The 17,448-nt window shown below is 61.3% G+C and carries 14 protein-coding genes; 3 read left to right on the forward strand and 11 right to left on the reverse strand.

What is annotated here, in order from left to right:
- Positions 1-5: 5 nt before the first annotated feature.
- The 8 genes from SM766_RS00250 to mtnA all read right to left on the reverse strand — a co-directional run bounded on the left by SM766_RS00250 (position 6) and on the right by mtnA (position 8,191).
- Positions 6-776, reverse strand: coding sequence for an ABC transporter ATP-binding protein (locus SM766_RS00250; protein WP_274866489.1), 771 nt, complete (start codon positions 774-776; stop codon positions 6-8).
- Entirely contained in the window at positions 773-1,630 is an 858-nt protein-coding gene (locus tag SM766_RS00255) for an ABC transporter ATP-binding protein (RefSeq protein WP_368946534.1), read from the reverse strand. The genes SM766_RS00250 and SM766_RS00255 overlap by 4 nt, the downstream gene beginning before the upstream one ends.
- On the reverse strand, positions 1,627-2,544 hold the full coding sequence (locus SM766_RS00260; RefSeq protein ID WP_065270361.1) for an ABC transporter permease: 918 nt from the start codon (positions 2,542-2,544) through the stop codon (positions 1,627-1,629). Before SM766_RS00260 ends, SM766_RS00255 begins: the two co-directional genes overlap by 4 nt.
- Positions 2,541-3,599 (reverse strand): ABC transporter permease, encoded by a 1,059-nt coding sequence (locus SM766_RS00265; RefSeq protein ID WP_065270360.1) that lies wholly within the window; start codon positions 3,597-3,599, stop codon positions 2,541-2,543. Before SM766_RS00265 ends, SM766_RS00260 begins: the two co-directional genes overlap by 4 nt.
- The gene (locus SM766_RS00270; RefSeq protein WP_368946535.1) at positions 3,600-5,195 is read right to left on the reverse strand and encodes an ABC transporter substrate-binding protein; all 1,596 of its coding nucleotides are present in this window, start codon (positions 5,193-5,195) and stop codon (positions 3,600-3,602) included.
- Positions 5,196-5,248: 53 nt separating this feature from the next.
- Positions 5,249-6,310 (reverse strand): dipeptidase, encoded by a 1,062-nt coding sequence (locus SM766_RS00275; RefSeq protein ID WP_368946536.1) that lies wholly within the window; start codon positions 6,308-6,310, stop codon positions 5,249-5,251.
- Between the two features lie 109 nt (positions 6,311-6,419).
- Positions 6,420-7,085 carry a class II aldolase/adducin family protein gene (locus SM766_RS00280; RefSeq protein ID WP_368946537.1) on the reverse strand — a complete coding sequence of 222 codons (666 nt, stop codon included), beginning with the start codon at positions 7,083-7,085 and terminating at the stop codon, positions 6,420-6,422.
- Positions 7,082-8,191, reverse strand: coding sequence for an S-methyl-5-thioribose-1-phosphate isomerase (mtnA, locus tag SM766_RS00285; RefSeq protein WP_368946538.1), 1,110 nt, complete (start codon positions 8,189-8,191; stop codon positions 7,082-7,084). The genes SM766_RS00280 and mtnA overlap by 4 nt, the downstream gene beginning before the upstream one ends.
- A 450-nt stretch (positions 8,192-8,641) precedes the next feature.
- Between mtnA and SM766_RS00290 the strand changes: the two genes are divergently transcribed.
- From SM766_RS00290 to SM766_RS00300, 3 genes are all read left to right on the forward strand, one after another.
- Positions 8,642-9,607 (forward strand): TAXI family TRAP transporter solute-binding subunit, encoded by a 966-nt coding sequence (locus SM766_RS00290; RefSeq protein WP_368946539.1) that lies wholly within the window; start codon positions 8,642-8,644, stop codon positions 9,605-9,607.
- Positions 9,608-9,735: 128 nt separating this feature from the next.
- The gene (locus SM766_RS00295; protein WP_368946540.1) at positions 9,736-12,723 is read left to right on the forward strand and encodes a TRAP transporter permease; all 2,988 of its coding nucleotides are present in this window, start codon (positions 9,736-9,738) and stop codon (positions 12,721-12,723) included.
- Positions 12,720-13,151, forward strand: a complete 432-nt coding sequence (locus SM766_RS00300; protein ID WP_368946541.1) for a universal stress protein — start codon at positions 12,720-12,722, stop codon at positions 13,149-13,151. Before SM766_RS00295 ends, SM766_RS00300 begins: the two co-directional genes overlap by 4 nt.
- Before the next feature lie 73 nt (positions 13,152-13,224).
- On the opposite strand, the gene SM766_RS00305 is transcribed toward SM766_RS00300, so the two are convergent.
- From SM766_RS00305 to SM766_RS00315, 3 genes are read right to left on the reverse strand one after another with little or no spacing between them, the layout of a single operon-like run.
- Complete coding sequence (locus tag SM766_RS00305; protein WP_368946542.1) at positions 13,225-14,304, reverse strand: lipocalin-like domain-containing protein; 1,080 nt, start codon at positions 14,302-14,304, stop codon at positions 13,225-13,227.
- A complete protein-coding gene (locus tag SM766_RS00310) occupies positions 14,294-16,720 on the reverse strand; it encodes an ABC transporter permease (RefSeq protein WP_368946543.1) in 2,427 nt (808 codons plus the stop codon). Before SM766_RS00310 ends, SM766_RS00305 begins: the two co-directional genes overlap by 11 nt.
- Entirely contained in the window at positions 16,717-17,373 is a 657-nt protein-coding gene (locus tag SM766_RS00315) for an ABC transporter ATP-binding protein (RefSeq protein WP_368946544.1), read from the reverse strand. The genes SM766_RS00310 and SM766_RS00315 overlap by 4 nt, the downstream gene beginning before the upstream one ends.
- Between the last annotated feature and the right edge of the window lie 75 nt (positions 17,374-17,448).

The following is a 17,448-nucleotide window of genomic DNA, read 5'->3' on the forward strand; positions in this document are numbered from 1 at the left end:
GGTCGTCAGGCCACCCGGTTGGCTGAGGCCGCCAGCAAGTGCCGCGTATAGTCGTGACTGGAGCGGTCGTTCCGCATGTCGTCGATGCTGAGGATCTCGACTATCTCGCCGTTTTGCATCACCGCGGCCCTGTCACACATATGAGCCACCACCGCCAGATCATGAGAGACCATGATGTAGGTTAGGTGATGCTCCTTGCGCAAGTCACTCAGAAGGTTTAGGATTTCAGCCTGAACTGACACATCCAGCGCCGAGGTCGGCTCGTCCAGAAGCAGGATCTGCGGCTCTGGCGCCAGGGCGCGGGCAATGGCCACACGCTGGCGCTGACCACCGGACAGCTGGTGCGGATAGCGAAAGCGGAAGGCCGGGCCAAGACCCACATCCCGCAGCAACTGATCCACCCGGTCGTCGATATCCGTGAACCCGTGCAGGTGCAGCGTTTCTGACAGAACCTGATCCACCGACTGGCGCGGATGCAAAGAGGCATAGGGGTCCTGAAAAACCATCTGCACGGTCCGATAGAAGGTCCGGTCGCGCTTGCGGCCCAGATCCTGCCCGGCGACATGCATATGTCCTTCCCACTGCGGAGCAAGACCGGTCAGCGCCTTCAGGATGGTCGATTTGCCCGACCCGCTTTCGCCGACAAGACCGAAACTGGCGCCCTTTTCAACGGTAAAACTGGCGGATTTGACCGCCTGAAACAGGTCGTGGTGATCGCCGAAATAAACGTTCAGGTCCTCAATCTTCAGCGCGATGTCTTTGGAAGGGGTGCTCATGCGCGGGCCTCCACGCTGGGGGCATCGCGCCAGGCGGGATCCCGTTGCAACACGTCCAGCCGCGCGCGGGGCGCATCGAACCGGGGCAGGGAGCCAAGCAGCCCCCGGGTATAGGGGTGTTGCGCCTCGTGCAGCTTGTCGGCATCGCAGACCTCGACAATGCGCCCGGCATACATGATTAGCACCCGGTCGCAGAATTGCGACACAAGGTTCAGATCGTGGCTGATGAAGATCAGCCCCATGCCGCGGTCCTTCACCAGCTTGTCCATGATCGACAGAACCTGCCCCTGAACCGAGACGTCGAGCGCCGAGGTCGGTTCATCCGCGATCAGGATTTCCGGGTTCGGGATCAGCATCATGGCGATCATGATGCGCTGCCCCATGCCGCCGGACATCTCATGCGGGTAAGCTTTCATTACCCGTTCGGGATCGCGGATCGACACCGCCTCCAGCATCTCGATGGCCTTCGCGCGCGCCTCGCTGCGCGAGGATTTCGCGTGCAGACGGTGGGCTTCGATGATCTGATCGCCAATGGTCATGACCGGGTTCAGCGAGAACTTGGGATCCTGCATCACCATCGAGATTTTTTGCCCGCGCACTGCGCGCATCTTGCTTTCGCTCAGATCCATAAGATTCTGACCATGAAGGGAAATATGGTCAGCCTCGATCACCCCAGGCGGGCGGATCAGGCGCAGGATGGCGCGGCCGGTCATGGACTTTCCCGAGCCGCTTTCGCCAACGATGCCAAGCCGTTCCTTGCCCAGCGAGAAGGAGATGCCGCGCACAGCTTCGACCACGCCGTTGCGGGTGGGGAATTTCACCCAGAGGTTCTTTACGTCCAGAAGCGTGCTCATGAGGCGCTGTCCTTTGGGTCGAGTACATCGCGCAGGCCATCACCCAGAAGGTTGAAGGCAAGCGAGACGGTGAAAATGGCAAGGCCTGGCATGGTGGCAACCCACCAGTGATCCAGAATGAACCGGCGCCCTTCGGAGATCATCGCGCCCCATTCCGGGCTGGGCGGCTGTGCGCCAAGGCCCAGAAAGCCAAGGCCGGCAGCGGCCAGGATGATCCCGGCCATATCCAGTGTCACCCGCACGATCAGCGAAGAAATACACAGCGGCCAGATGTGTTTGATAATGATCCGCAAGGGGCCTGCGCCTTGCAGACGAATGGCGCTGATATAATCCGAGGAGCGGATCGTCAGCGTCTCGGCGCGCGCCATGCGTGCATAGGGCGGCCAGGCCGTGAGGCTGATGGCGAGCACGGCGTTTTCGATGCCCGCACCCAGCGCGGCGACAAAGGCCAGCGCCAGAACCAGACGGGGAAAGGCGAGGAAGATATCGGTGATCCGCATTAGGATCACATCGACCCAGCCCCCGGCATAGCCCGACACGGTGCCCACCAGAAGCCCGGCGATGGGCGCGATCAGCGCCACCAGCGCAACGATATAAAGGGTGATCCGGGCGCCCCAGATCAACCGGCTGAGGATATCGCGGCCAAGGGAATCCGTCCCCAGAAGGTGCCCCTCGCTGCCCAGCGGTTGCAGGCGGTTGCCAAGATCCTGAACGAAAGGATCATGCGGGGCGATGAGCGGCGCAAAGATCGCCAGCGCGATCAGGGCTACGATAATGGCAAGGCCCGCCATGGCCATATGGTTGGATTTCAGCGTCAGCCAGCCTTTGTATACGGCGGCCCAGCGGGCCTGCCGACGCGAGGTTGGCGTATCTGACAGAAGCCAGTCGCGCAGCGTTCCGGTTTGACTGCTCATTTGGACCTCGGATCAAAGACTTTGTAGAGAAGGTCGGAAAACACGTTCAAGCAGATGAACACGAGGCCCACCACGACGGTTCCGCCCAGAACAGCGTTCATATCCGCAGACAGCAGCGCGGTGGTGATATAACTGCCAATGCCCGGCCAGGAGAAGATGATCTCGGTCAGCACCGACCCTTCAAGAAGGTTGGCATAGCTCAGCGCGATCACCGTGATCAACTGCACCCGGATGTTGCGGAAGGCGTGGTGCCAGACCACGGCCCATTCGCTCATGCCTTTGACGCGGGCGGTGGTGACATATTCGGCCGATAGCTGCTCCAGCATGAAAGAGCGCGTCATGCGGCTGATATAGGCGAGGCTGTAATAACCCAGGATCGAGGCAGGCAGAACGATATGGGAAAAGGCATCCCAGAAAGCGCCCCAGTCCCCGGCAAGAACAGAATCCAAGAGGATCATGCCCGTGACGACGGGGATCATGTCCTCGTAGAAGATGCCCTGACGCCCGGGTCCGCCGACCCAACCCAGAATGCCGTAGAACAGCAACAGGCCCATCAGGCCCAGCCAGAAGATCGGCATCGAATAGCCCACAAGCGCCACAACCCGGGCGATCTGGTCGATCCAGCTGCCGCGCTTCACCGCGGCTACGACGCCCAGCGGCACGCCCAGAAGGCAGCCGAAGAGAATGCCGATGGTGGCGAGTTCAAAGGTCGCCGGAAAGACGCGGACGATATCATCGGCAACCGGCCGTGCGGTCAGCAGCGAGGTGCCGAAATCGCCGCGCAGTACATCGGAGACATAGTAGAAAAACTGTACGATCAGGGGCTTATCCAGCCCAAGTTCAATAAAGACGGCATCGTATTGCGCCTCGGTGGCGCGTTCGCCGACCACCGCAAGAACCGGATCAATGGGCATCACGCGACCAATAACAAAGGTCACGAACAACAGCCCGAGCATGGTGATGGAAATGGACAGAAGGGTGACCAGCACGCCCCGCAGCCATGCCGGAAGAGGCAGCCGTGGCTGCCTCTTCACATAGGTGTTCGACGTGGTCATTTACTTGGTCACGGACCAGTAGGACACCGCGGTGATGGCGCCGCCAAGGCTGAGACCTTCGACGTTCTCGGCCACACCGGCTTGCTCCACCTTCTGGAACATCACCGCAAAGGGCGACTTGTCGCGGAACTCGGCCTGGATCTCGTGATACATTTCGGCGCGTTTCTCGGTATCGCCTTCGACCACGGCGGCAGCCGTTTTCTCGGTTAGACCAGCGGTATCCCAGGCGTTACGCCAGGCCAGAAGACCGGTGGCGTTTGCCTCATCCGAATTGTCCGGGTTGTAGGCAAAGGTGCCTGCATTGGTATGGGGGTCGGGATAGTCCGGGCCCCATGCGCCCAGGTAGATGTCCAGCTCGCGCGCGCGGTACTTGCCCAGCACCTGCTTGCCGGTGCCGACTTCGAGGTTCAGCGTGATCCCGGCCTGAGCAAAGGTGTTCTGCAGCGATTGGCCGATTTCCAGACGTTCCTGCGCTTCGCGCACGCCCACGGTCAGCTCCATGCCATCAACGCCTGCCTCGGCCAGCAGGGCCTTGGCCTTGTCGAGATCCAGTGAGAAGGGGTTTTCGTTGACCGAGCCAAGATAGGTTTTCGGCAGGAAGTTCTGATGCACCACATAGGCGCCCTTCAGGAAGCTGCTTTCCATGCCTTTATAGTCGATCAGGTATTTCAGCGCCTGACGGACTTCGGGTTTGGACAGCTCCGGGTGCTTCTGGTTCATCGAGATATACATCAGACGACCGCGCATCTCTTCGAGGATTTCAACACCATCCGCGGCGCGTACGCCTTCGACATCAGAGGGGTTCAGGTTGCGGGCCACGTCGATGTCACCGCGTTCCAGCATCAGGCGCTGGGTGGCGCTTTCCTGCACGTGGCGGACGATCACCCGCTTCATGGCCGGTTCGCCGCCGTAAAAATCGGGGTTCGCGGTCAGGGTGACGCTTTCCTTCGGTTTCCAGCTGGTCAGGGTGTAGGGGCCGGAACCGGCAGAGTTGGTCGCCAGCCAGGTGTTGCCCATATCGCCGTCGACCTCGTTGGCCATGACGGTTTTCTCGTCAACGATGGCGCCGATGGTTGCGGTCAGACAGTTCAGCACAAAGGAGGTCGCGTAGCGCTTGTCAGTGGTGATGGAGACGGTGTTGCCGTCCACCTTGATCGTTTCGTCGATATTCTCCGGGGTGAAACCGAACTGGGTGATGATGAAGGACGGGGTCTTGTCCAAGAGGACGACGCGCTTCAGCGAAAAGGCAACATCTTCGGCGCGGACCGGGTTGCCAGACTGAAATTTCACACCTTCGCGCATGGTGAAGGTGATGGTGCGGCCATCCTCGGAAACGGTCCAGCTTTCGGCCAGATCGGGCTGATATCCTGCATCCAGGTTCTCGGGGTCGAAGTTCACCAGCTTGCCATAGACATTGCGCAGCACATCGGAGCCCGCGAATTCAAAGCTTTGCGCCGGGTCCAGCGTGGTGATGTCGTCGATCCGGTTGGCGATCACCAGCATATTGTCGGGTGTTGCTGCCATGGCGGGCAGGGTGGTCAGACCCAAAGCCAGGCCAAGCGCGGCCGTGCCCATCAGACGTGTCATAATTGTCATTTGTAAACTCCCTGTTTTTATTAGGTTTTTTGTTTTGCCTTGCGGCGGCCCAGTCAGGCGGCGCTAGTGTGGCCCCAGGTCTTGTCGAGGACCCGCATCCAGTTGCCGTGACAGAGTTTCGTTATCAGCTCCGCATCATAGCCCCGCGCCTGCATGGCGCTGCGCAGATGCGGCAGACCGGCGATCGTGCTGATCTTGGCCGGAACAGTGGCGCCGTCAAAGTCAGACCCAAGCCCGACCCGATCTTCGCCCAGCTGTTCCATCAGATAGTCAAGTTGTTTGATCATCTGGTCAATAGGTGTGTTTTCATCCATCCGCCCGTCTTCACGCAGGAAGGCGACGGCGAAATTGAGCCCCACGATACCATCGCTGTCGCGGATCGCGTGCAGCTGCCGGTCGGTCAGGTTGCGGCTGTGCGGGCTGATGGCATGGGCATTGGAATGGGTGGCAACCAGCGGTGCATCGCTGTGTTTTGCGACGTCCCAGAACCCCGCCTCGTTCAGGTGGGAAAGATCAACAAGGACCCGCAAGTCATTGCATTTCTTGATCAAGCGGATGCCGTCCGCCGTCAGTCCCGGCCCGGTGTCCCCGGTTGACGGGTATCGGAACGGCACCCCGTGGCCAAAGATGGTTTCCCGGCTCCACACCGGCCCAAGCGAGCGGAGACCCGAGGCATAAAGAACGTCCAGCATGTGGAAATCGGGATCAATCGCCTCGGCGCCTTCCATGTGCATGATGGCCGCCAGTTTTCCTTCTGCCATGGTGGCGCGGATCTCATCGGTGCTGCGGCAGATGGCCAGTGCGCCAGCACGTTCAAGCTTGATCAGGATTGAGGCCTGCGACAAGGCAACCCGGCTGGCCGTGGGCCAATCGACCATTTCTGGCAGGGGCAGATCATAGGCGGGTTTGTCCATCTCGGTTTCATCTAGCGATGTGTTCTCGTTTGGAACATAGATGGCAAAGAAACCGCCGCCGAAACCGCCCGCCCGGGCCTTTTCCATATCGATCTGGTTTCCGCCACCGCCCAGAAACCCATCAGGACCGGCGGGGACTGCTCCGCTATGAATGCGCAGCAGAAGATCGTTGTGGCCGTCAAAGATGAGGGGGGCAGTCATGAAGGGTCCTTCGGGTCGGTGAATATTGGATTCAATAACCGGCAGCCTTCCGCCACGCGTCGCAAATGTCCAGAGGAAAAGCCGACTGCGACGGCTTTGGGATCACCTCTCAGATATCTTTGAGACCATAATCAGCAAAGGCCTCCATGACCTTGGCCATTTCATCGCCGTTCAGAATATGGGGCTGTCCAACCGAAAGGCTGGTGACATAGCCCTTGGCCAGTGTTTCCAGCTCCACCATGCGCCATAGCGCCCGATTTAACGTGTCTGCGATGACAACCGCACCATGATTGGCCATTAGGCAGGCTGCCCGATTTTTCAGCGAATTCAGAACATTATCAGACAGCTCTGCAGTGCCGAACAGGGCGTAATCTGCCACCGGAACCGTATCACCACCAAAGGCGCCGATCATGTAGTGGCAGGCCGGAATCTCGGTCCGGTTCATCGCCAGCGCGGTGCAATTGACCGGATGCGCATGGACCACGGCGTTAACGGCAGGCTTGTCGCGCAGAATATCGCGGTGGAACCGCCATTCCGAGGAAGGCTTCATTTGTCCGGGCGCCGGGGCGCTGTCGTCCAGCGGCATCGCGACGATCATCTCCGGCGTCATCCGGGCGTAATCCACGCCCGAAGGGGTGATCAGCATCTGGTCCCCAATCCGCACCGAGATATTGCCCGAGGTGCCCTGATTGATCTGCTGGCGCTCCATCGACAGGCAGGCGTCGATGATTGCCTGCCGCAGTTCGGGCGTGTCGGCGTAGGGCGCCGCGCTCATGCCGGATCGCCAGAGGCTGCAAACTCCGGGAATAGCCCGGCAAGCCCCTCGGCGCTGGCATCGCAGACACCGCGTTCGGTGATCAGCCCGGTGACCAGACGGCTGGGGGTCACGTCAAAGGCGGGGTTGCCGACGCCGCTGCCTTTCGGCGTGACCTCGACCGTGCCGATCATGCCATCCGGAAGGGCGCCCTGAACATGGCTGACCTCCCGGCCTGCGCGTTCCTCGATCGGGATCTCACGCACGCCGTCGGAAACCGTCCAGTCGATGGTCGGCGAGGGCAGTGCCACGTAGAAGGGCACGTTGTTGTCCCGTGCCGCCAGCGCCTTCAGATAGGTACCGATCTTGTTGCAGACATCGCCGTTGCGGGTGGTTCGGTCAGTGCCGGTGATCACCATGTCCACCTGCCCGTGCTGCATCAGATGGCCGCCGGCATTGTCGGTGATATAGCTGTGGGAGATACCGTGGCTGCCGAGCTCCCAAGCGGTGAGCGCACCTTGATTTCGGGGACGGGTTTCATCGACCCAGACATGGATATCCAGACCGGCATCATGGGCCTGATACATCGGGCTGGTGGCGGTGCCCCAATCCACGGTTGCGATCCACCCGGCATTGCAATGGGTCAGCAGACGGACAGGCTCGCCCGTCGGTTTTTTCGCGGCAATCTCTTTAATGATTTCAAGGCCATGTTGGCCGATTCTGCGGTTGATCTCGACATCCTCATCCGCAATGTCATGGGCCAGTTGCAGGGCCGCCGTGGCGCGCTCTGCCTCGGCCAACGGGCGCAGGGCGCTCAGGCAGCGGTCCAGCGCCCAGCGCAGGTTGATCGCCGTCGGGCGTGTCGCGTTCAGCGCCGCCCATGCGGCGTCCAGATTGCCATCCGAAGGGTCCAGACGCGCAGCCAGCGCCATGCCGTAGGCTGCGGTGGCGCCGATCAGCGGCGCGCCGCGTACATGCATGCCGGTGATCGCCTCGCAGTACTCTGCCAGAGTCTCAAGCTGTTCGATCCGGAAATCATAGGGCAGCCAGCGCTGGTCGATGATCTGCAAAGCCTGTGCATTCTCTTCCCACCACAGGGACCGGTACGGGGTTCCGTTGACCTTCACGAGAGCCTCTTTCTGCCAGGACGGCTGGATTGGTGTGTTGGAACTTTTTCGCGGAAAATTCTGACCCGTGCAAGAGCGCGCCTATGGAGCCGCTCAACTGTGCCGGAAGTGGAAACCTGACGCAGGAAGAGGTCTTGCATTTCGGTGCGGCATTCTGCCACAGTTATGCGAATCCGGGTGGGTCTGGCTGAGAGCGGGGAAAATCCAACGCAGGGCGTCACATATGCGGGAAGATCGGTTTTTCAACCCTTTCGCCAAACGGCAGAGTTGACAGGCGCCGATGCGCGCCGGAAGCTGAGCTTTATCTATTGCATATGCAGACTTTAGCAAAAGAGTTGGGCGTTCCTGCCTGCTGAGCCAGACTGTTCAGTCTCCGGATTTTGATTGAGAGCTGACAGTCGCACAGAGGTGCAGAGTGTCACCAAGAATGAAAAAGGGAGTATAGAAACGATGAAACACGCAAAACTGTCCATCGGTGCGCTTGTGACCGCGGCCTTCATGGCTCCGGCTGCTCAGGCGCAGGAATTCATCACCATCGGCACCGGCGGTGTGACCGGCGTTTATTACCCGACGGGCGGCGCGATCTGCCGTCTGGTCAACAAGAACCGCAAGGAACACGGCTTCAAATGCGCCGTCGAATCCACCGGCGGTTCGGTCTACAACATCAACACCATCCGCGAAGGTGAACTGCAGTTCGGCGTTGCCCAGTCCGACTGGCAGTACCATGCCTATAACGGCACTTCCAAATTCGAAGAGCAGGGCGCCTTTGAAGGTCTGCGCGCGGTGTTCTCGGTCCACCCCGAGCCCTTTACCGTTGTGGCGCGTGCCGATGCAGGCATCAGCAACTTTGACGATCTGAAAGGCAAGCGGGTCAACATCGGCAACCCCGGTTCCGGTCAGCGCGGCACCATGGAAGTGCTGATGGAAGCCAAGGGTTGGGGCATGGAAGATTTCGCCCTGGCGACCGAACTGAAGGCGGCCGAGCAATCCGCTGCCCTGTGCGATAACCAGATCGACGCGATGGTTTACACCGTGGGTCACCCCTCTGGCTCGATCCAGGAAGCCACCACCGCTTGTGACTCGGTTCTGGTCACCGTGGACGGGGAAGCCGTCGACAAACTGGTTGCCGACAACTCCTTCTATCGTACTGCGACGATCCCGGGCGGCATGTACCGTGGGTCTGACGAAGACACCAAGACATTCGGTGTGGGCGCGACCTTCGTGACCTCGACCGACGTGTCTGAAGACGCGGTCTATGCGGTGGTGAAATCGGTCTTTGAAAACTTCGACGCCTTCAAGAAGCTGCACCCGGCCTTTGCCAACCTGAAGCCGGAAGAGATGATCAAGGACGGCCTGTCGGCGCCGCTGCATGATGGCGCTGCCAAATACTACAAGGAAATGGGCTGGATCGAGTAAGATCGGCTAATGACCAACTGGCGGGGCGCATTGGCGCCCCGCTTTGCGCCTGCCGGGCCTCTCATCGGTGATGGCGCCAATCACAATAGCCGGATCCCATATCAGGGCGTCCGCAGGGGAGATTATCCATGACATCCGATGCTCAAGGAAATCGACCGCTTAGCGAGGAAGAACTGCAGGAACTGGTCGCGTCCTCGGACGCCGGTGCGCGCAACCCCATTGGGGCTGTGGGCCTGTCTCTTGCACTTGTCGCGGTAAGCTGGTCGCTGTTTCAGGTCATTCTGGCCTCACCGCTTTCGAACTATCTGCTTCCGGGCGCCGTCAATAACAATTCACGGCTGATCCACCTGGCCTTCGCCCTGATGCTGGGGTTCATGGCTTATCCCGCCATGAGCCGGGAAAGCCGCAATTTGGTCGGCTTCTGGCTGGGGCATATCGGAACGCTATTGGGTATCGGCGCCTTTGGCGTGGCGGTGCTGCTTGCCATCGCGCCGGGGCTTTCGGTGTCGGCGGCGGTTGTCGTGTCGGCGCTGGTGGCGCTGGTGCTGGTGCTGCCGACCTATCTGAACGGATCGGGCATGGCGACGCGGCTTGAGAGCATGGCCAGCGCGCTTGGGATTTTCGCGGCGGTGGCACTACTGACCTATTGCGCGGTGGCGATCCTTGGGCAGTATCTTTTTGACGGTTGGAGCGGTTCTCTGGCGCTCTTTTCCACCGTGGTCGCGCTGATTGTAGCGGCCGTGATGGTTCTGGCCTACCTGCGGGAATGGGCCAACCCGGAGCCGGGTTTCGTGCCGGTGCAGGACTGGGTTCTTGCCGCTGCGGGCGTTTATGTGGCGGTCTATGGCTTCCTCAACTACCAGAAGATCGTCGACAGTGGCGGTCTGGCCGATGATGTCGACAAATTCTTTGCGCTGGCTGGGTTGATCATCCTGTTCGAAGCCGCGCGTCGCGCCCTGGGGCCCGCGATGGCGATCATCGCCACGATCTTCCTCGCCTATGTTTTTTTCGGTTCCTCTGACGTGGTGCCCGAAGTGATCCGCTGGAAAGGCGCCAGCCTGAAAAAGGCGATGAGCCATATGTGGATCACCTCCGAAGGGGTCTTTGGCATCGCGCTTGGCGTTTCCACCAAATTCGTCTTTCTCTTCGTGCTGTTCGGGGCGCTGCTGGATAAGGCGGGCGCCGGGAATTACTTTATCAAAATGGCCTTTGGCGCCCTTGGCCACCTGCGCGGTGGCCCGGCCAAGGCGGCTGTTGTCGGCTCGGCAGCGACAGGTCTGATCTCAGGCTCTTCCATCGCCAACGTTGTGACCACGGGCACCTTCACCATCCCCTTGATGAAACGGGTGGGCTTTACCAATGAACAGGCTGGCTCGGTCGAGGTCGCCTCATCGGTCAACGGTCAGATCATGCCGCCGGTGATGGGGGCTGCGGCCTTCCTTATGGTGGAATACGTAGGGATTTCCTACGTCGAGGTCATCACCCATGCCTTCCTGCCGGCTGCAATTTCCTATGTCGCGCTGGTCTATATCGTGCATCTGGAGGCGGTGAAGCGGAACATGCCGACGCTGGGCAACCGGGTGGTCTCCATGGGCCGCACAATCGGAGGTATGGCGGCGTTTTTCGCGGGTTTCGCGGCGCTGTGTTACGGCGTGCAATATCCCGTCGGTTGGGTGATTTCGCTGATGCCCGAAGCCTCTGGCACAGTCTTGTCGCTGCTGGTGGTTGCGGCCTATGTGGCGTTGCTGAAGCTCGCCGCCGGGGTCGAGGATCTTGTGCCTGACGATCCCAATGCCGAGGATGTGGAGCTGCCGGATGTGGGCAAGATCTACAAGGCAGGGCTGCATTACCTGCTGCCGATCATAGTGCTGGTCTATTTCCTGATGATCGAACAGAAATCGCCCGGCCTGTCGGCCTTCTGGGCGACGGCGCTGCTGTTTGTGATCCTGCTGACGCAGAAACCGCTCAAGGCCCTGTTCCGCGGGCAGTCTAATCTTGCTCACAACTTCTTCGGCGGGGTGAGCGACCTTTGGCACGGCATGATCGACGGTGCCCGCAATATGATTGGCATCGCCTTGGCAACCGCGACAGCGGGTGTGATCGTCGGCACCGTGACGCTGACGGGCGTGGGGCAGGTGATGTCCGAACTGGTAGAGTTCCTGTCTGGTGGAAACCTGATCCTTATGCTGATCATGGTCGGCCTTCTGTCGCTTGTCCTTGGCATGGGGCTGCCGACCACGGCGAACTATATCGTCGTGAGCTCGCTGATGGCGGGTGTCGTGGTAGAGCTTGGCGCGCAGTCGGGGCTGATCGTGCCGCTGATCGCGGTGCATCTTTTCGTCTTCTACTTCGGTATTATGGCCGATGTGACACCGCCTGTGGGCCTTGCCAGCTTTGCTGCTGCGGCAGTCTCCGGCGGCGATGCAATCCGCACAGGTTTCGTTGCCTTCTTCTACTCTCTGCGCACCGTGGCGCTGCCCTTTGTCTTCATCTTCAATACCGATCTGCTGTTGATCGATGTGACATGGGCTCAAGGCATATTGGTGGCCATATCGGCGACCATCGCGATCCTGGTCTTTACCGCCGGGACGATGGGGTATTTCCTGACCCGCAGCCGCATCTACGAAAGCGTGCTTCTGGTTCTTGTGGCCTTTGCCCTGTTCCGTCCGGATTTCTTCATGAACCGGATCATGCCCCCCTTTGCCGAGGCGGCCCCGAGCGAACTGGTCGAGGTGCTCTCGGCTTCTGAAGCAGGGCAGGAGTTGCGCCTGCGCATCGAAGGTCCCGATTTTGACACTGGCGGCGCGGCTTCCACAACGCTGGTGATCCCGTCGGATGGCTCCGGCGATGGTCTGGCCATGGCCGAGGCAATCGGTCTGGTGCTGCTGCCTGAAGATGGGCTGATGAAACTGGACGCGCCTGGTTTCGGCACCCCGGCAGAAGAGGTCCTTGGCAGCTTTGATTTCTATGGCGACGAACCGGTTCAGGTCACTGAGATCAAGGCGCCGCAGGATCAACTGCCCAAGGAGCTGATCTTTATCCCCGCATTGCTGTTGCTGGCCTTGGTGGCCATGATGCAGCGCGGTCGCGCCAGCAAGGAAGGAGTACCGGCATGAGCAAATCCGTTCTATGTGCGCTTGAACTGAGCGATGCGGCGCTGGACCGCAAGGTGCTGGAACAGGCGGCGCGGCTCGCTGCGCTGGATGATGCCCAGCTGGATGTGGTGAATGTCCTGCCGGATTTCGGCGAAAGCTGGGTCTCCGGCTTTTTCGAAGAGCATCACCACGATAAGGCGGTCAAGGACACTACTGCGCATCTGCGGGACCTCTGCGAGGAAGTGCTGGGCGCGGAGCGAAACGCCAAGGTGCGCCATGTGGTGGCCACCGGCACCGCCTATCAGGAGATCCTGCAAGTTGCGGCCAAGGCGGGAACCGATCTGATCGTGATCGGCGCGCATAAGCCCGACCTCAAGGATTACCTCCTTGGCCCCAACGCCGCGCGGGTAATCCGGCACAGCGACTGTTCAATCTACGTGGTTCGGTAGGTCAGCGGTCCAATGCTGAGTACGTCAGATCAGAGGCGCCCCCGCTTGTGGCGCCTCTTTTCACGGCTGACAGCTACTCACCAGGCTCATAACCGGTCATCTCCAGATACCCGCGACCGTTGTGGCTGCCGCTGACCCGAACAGGTCCCTCCCAATAGGGAAAGGCGGCGCCCATCCAGCTTTGCGGGTTCAGCGCCTCCACGGTTGCTGACAGCTCCTGCTCTGGCAGCGAGATCTGCCAGCGGGTGGGAACGGAGCGGCCCGCGACGCTGCTGTACTTCAGCGGTTGCGACGAGAAGGCGCCATCTGGCAGGGCGCGGGCGCTGCCATCGGCCGCAACCCAGGTGCCGGACGTGAAATCAGCGTCCGCGCTGCGCAGCACGAACCCCATCAGTTTTTCACCGCTGTCAAAGGACAGGGAGAACCAATCCCAGCCGGTCTGATCTTCTTCAAGCGGCTGACTGGACCATTCCCGGTCGAGCCAACCGTGGCCGGTGACGGCAACAGGGCCGGAGGGGAGCATCAACTGCCCCTCGATGCGGTAGCCGGGCTGCGAGTAGTAATAGCTGGCCTGTCCGCTGGCGGATTTGACCGAATATCCATCCGCGCCATGCAGGACCAGCGGCGTGTCGGCCGAGAGCTGTAGATCATAGGAAAACTCCATTCCGCTGGCGCGGAGGCTCAACTGGTCGATGCCTGCCCCGGTGCCGCCCATTTGCCAATCGTCGATCAAGGCGTTGAACGGATCTGCGGTGACCCCGGCCTGTCCGATACCGCCGCGCGCCAGACGTTCGGCAAAGTAATGCTGCCGTTCGGTGGTGAGGCCAGCATGCCCCATCCAGATCTGCGGGCTGTCCCAGCCCGGTTGCTCTCCGGGGGCCAGCGCAGAGCGGAACAGGGTCCACTGAATACCATATTCTTGTCCATCCGCGCCTTGAAGGTTGGCGGTCAAGTACCACCATTCAATGCGAAATTCTGGGTGCGGGCCATGGTCGCGCGGAAAGCTGAGCACGGTGCCCGGTTCGGGGATGGCAAATCCTTCAGCCTTTGTGCCCAGGCCCGCGAAACCCTGCGCCCGCAACAACATGGGCGCAAGGGTCAGGCCGAGCGTCAGGAGAACGGCAGCAAGGATCGCCAGCGGCTTATCGTTCATTGGCAAAGACCTTCAACAGGTGGGATGGTGACAGGCGGCTCAGCTTGCGGGCGGGGATCAGGGCAGCCAGGGCGGCGGCCAGCAACGCCAGCAGGAACAGGCGCAGCCAGTCGAGTGGGAACAGATACATCGGCAATTGCCAGCCAAAGGCCGCGACATTGATCACATCCAGGAGCGCCCAGGCCAGCGTCAGCCCCAGGGGCAGTGCCAGACAGGCAGTGAGGCCCGCCAGCAGCAGGCTACGCAAGATGTCGATCCGGGCCAGCCGTGCGCGCGTCACCCCCATAGCCCAGACCGGTGCCAGTTGCGGCAGCCGCTGCCCCCAGAGGGTTAGAAGGCTGGTCAGCATGGCAAAGCTGGCGACCCCCAGCGTCAGCAGGTTGAGCGCCTCTGTGACGACGAAAGTCCGGTCAAAGATCGCCAATGATCGCGCCTTGATCGTGGCTTGGTCTCTTATGCTTTCCGTTTTGATATTAAACCTCTGCCGGACGGAGTTTAAAAAATTTGTACTGCGTTCCGGGGGGATGCGGACGCCAAATTGCCGGTTCGGGATGTCGGGCGCGCGGTGCAGCAAATCCGGCAGGGCGACGATGGCCTGGCCGTTTGGATTGCCGTAATCCGAATAGATCCCGGCGATTGGCGCGCTCCAGTCCGGCGCAAGGGTAAGCGTGTCGCCGGGCGAATACTCGTGGCGCCGGGCCAGCTGTTCGTTGATCAGAATGCCCTGACCCGCGGCCACCTGATCCCAGACGCCGGGCAGCGCCCGCAGGATCGGCCAGTTGTCCCGGTAAGTCGGATCGTCGACAACGCCATAGATCCGCAGCGGTGCCTCTCGGTGCCGGATCTCGTGCCAGCGGATCGGCAGCGGGCGGACATCGGGCTGTGTTTCAGCCCATGCCGCGAAATCAGTGCCCTGCTGGTCGCTGTTCAGCGTGATATAGAACTCTGCCGCCAGCCGCTGATCCAGCCAACCGGTAAAGGTGAGGCGAAAGCTGGAAGTCATTGTTCCAACGCCGATATTCGTCGCCAGCGCCAGCAGAAGCGCCATCAGCGCCAGCGACAGGCCGGGCAGTTGCGCACGGCTGTCGGCCCAGATCCATTCTGCGAGCGGACCCCGTGCGCTGCGGGCCCCAAGGCGCAGCAGCAGCCACAGCGCCTGCGGCAGCAGCAGCGCCGCGCCCAGCATCAGCCCGCCCAGAAAGGCAAAGCCCGCCACCAGTCCGTCAAACATCCATAGCGTGACGCATCCCCCGGCGATCAGTATCACGCCAGCAAGAGCGGTCATCCTGAAGGACCGGGCGGTCTGTTGTCCCCGGGCGGAGGTCGCCGGAGCCGCCAGCACCGGCATGGTCCAGAGGCTGAACAGCGCCCGCGCGCCTGCCAGTGCGGTCCCCGCGAGGGCCATGCCAAGGCCGGACAGAACCCATACCGGGCGCAGGGTCAGGCTGCCTTCGACCGAGGCACCGTATAGTCCGGATAGCGTCGCGCTGACATCTGGCAGCAGCGCTGCCGCAACGCCATAACCTATGATCAGGCCAAGCCCACCAGCGCCCAGTGCAATGAGCGCCAGCTCTGCCACCAGTAGTCCAGCAAGGGTGCGCAGCGGCACCCCGAGGCTGCGCAGGGTGCGGAACAGGCCGCGGCGATGCTCCAGCCCCAGCCCAATGCTGCCCTGCACGATGAACAGCCCGACGGCGAAAGACAACAGACCAAAGGCAGTGAGGTTGAGGTGAAAACTGTCGGTCAGCCGGGCCGTAGCTGAACCTGCCGTCTGTGCGCTGATCCGGGTGAGATCCGGCGCCAGCTGCTCCAGCGGCGGCAGGTCACTGGATTGTTCTGGAAGGATCACCAGCCGGTCAAGCGTGTCCGGGCGCTGGAGAAGCCGACTCGCCAGGCTGATATCGGTAATGGCAGTGCCGCGGGGGACATTCGGTGACGTCACAATGCGGGGCGCGCCCTCGTCCTGTGTAACGGACGCGGCGGTATCCGGGTGCAGGAACAACTGGCCGGGGGGCAGCAGCGACAGTGAGATATCGGATGCCTCATTCTCTTCGCCTGTTTCTCTGGACAACAGCGCGACAGGCGGCGGATTCAGGAGATCAATCCCCATAAGATCAATGGATTGCGGGCCCAGCTTGATGCGTCCCTCCAGAACCGGAGCCAGCCGCCACCCGGCGCGGCGCAGAGCTACATAGGTATCAAGCGGGATTACCCCATCACCGGCCACCAGCTGATCGGCCTGCGCCTGTCCCAGCTGGCTGGCGGCGCGGGCATAGCTGGCGCGGGCCTCGGCGTTGATGGCCTGCACTGCGGACCAGAGCCCCGTGGAGAGCGCCAGCCCGGCGACGATGGCGAGCAGTTGGAACGGATGGCGCCGCCAATGGGACAGCAACGTCAGAAAGGAGGCAGTGATCATGCGATCTGGCCCTGTTTCAGGTGCAGCCGCCGGTCCAGCTGGTTGGCGATACTGTCCGAATGGGTCACCAGAAACAGCGCCGCGCCGCTGTCGCGCAGCAGCTGTAGCATCAGGCTCATCACGGCTTCGCTCGCGGTTTCATCAAGGTTTCCGGTCGGCTCATCGGCCAGCAGCAGCGCCGGGCGCAAGGCCATGGCGCGGCCGATGGCGACCCGTTGCTGTTGTCCGCCGGATAGCTGGTCAGGATAGCGGTCCAGTAAGTTCGATAGGCCCAGCCGGTCGATCAGCCGATCTTCCCAGATGCGGTCCCTTCGGCGGCCCAGCCGTGCGTGCAGGCTAAGGTTGCTGCCAACGCTGAGGGATGGGATCAGGTTGAATTGCTGGAACACGATAGAGACCTTCCGCTGGCGCAGGGCGGCGCGCCCGGCCTCGTTCAGCGCGGACAGGGGCGCGCCCTCGATTGTGATCTCTCCGCTGTCGAAACTGTCCAGAGCCGCAGCCAGATGGAGCAGGGTGCTTTTCCCCGATCCGCTGTCCCCGGTCAGGGCCAGGCTGGATCCGGCCTCAAGCGTCAGCGAGACCCCCTGCAATACGGGCGTCACAGCTTGGCCTGAGGTATAACTCTTGCTCACGTCGGTAATCTTGAGAACCATATGGGTTTGTCATCCTGTCGGCGCTGGGGCGTTGGTTGAGACTGGGAAACATTTAGGGGCGTTTTGCGTGCGGAA

This window comes from Pseudophaeobacter sp. A-200-2 (genome assembly GCF_041008815.1).
GTDB lineage: Bacteria > Pseudomonadota > Alphaproteobacteria > Rhodobacterales > Rhodobacteraceae > Phycobacter > Phycobacter gallaeciensis_A.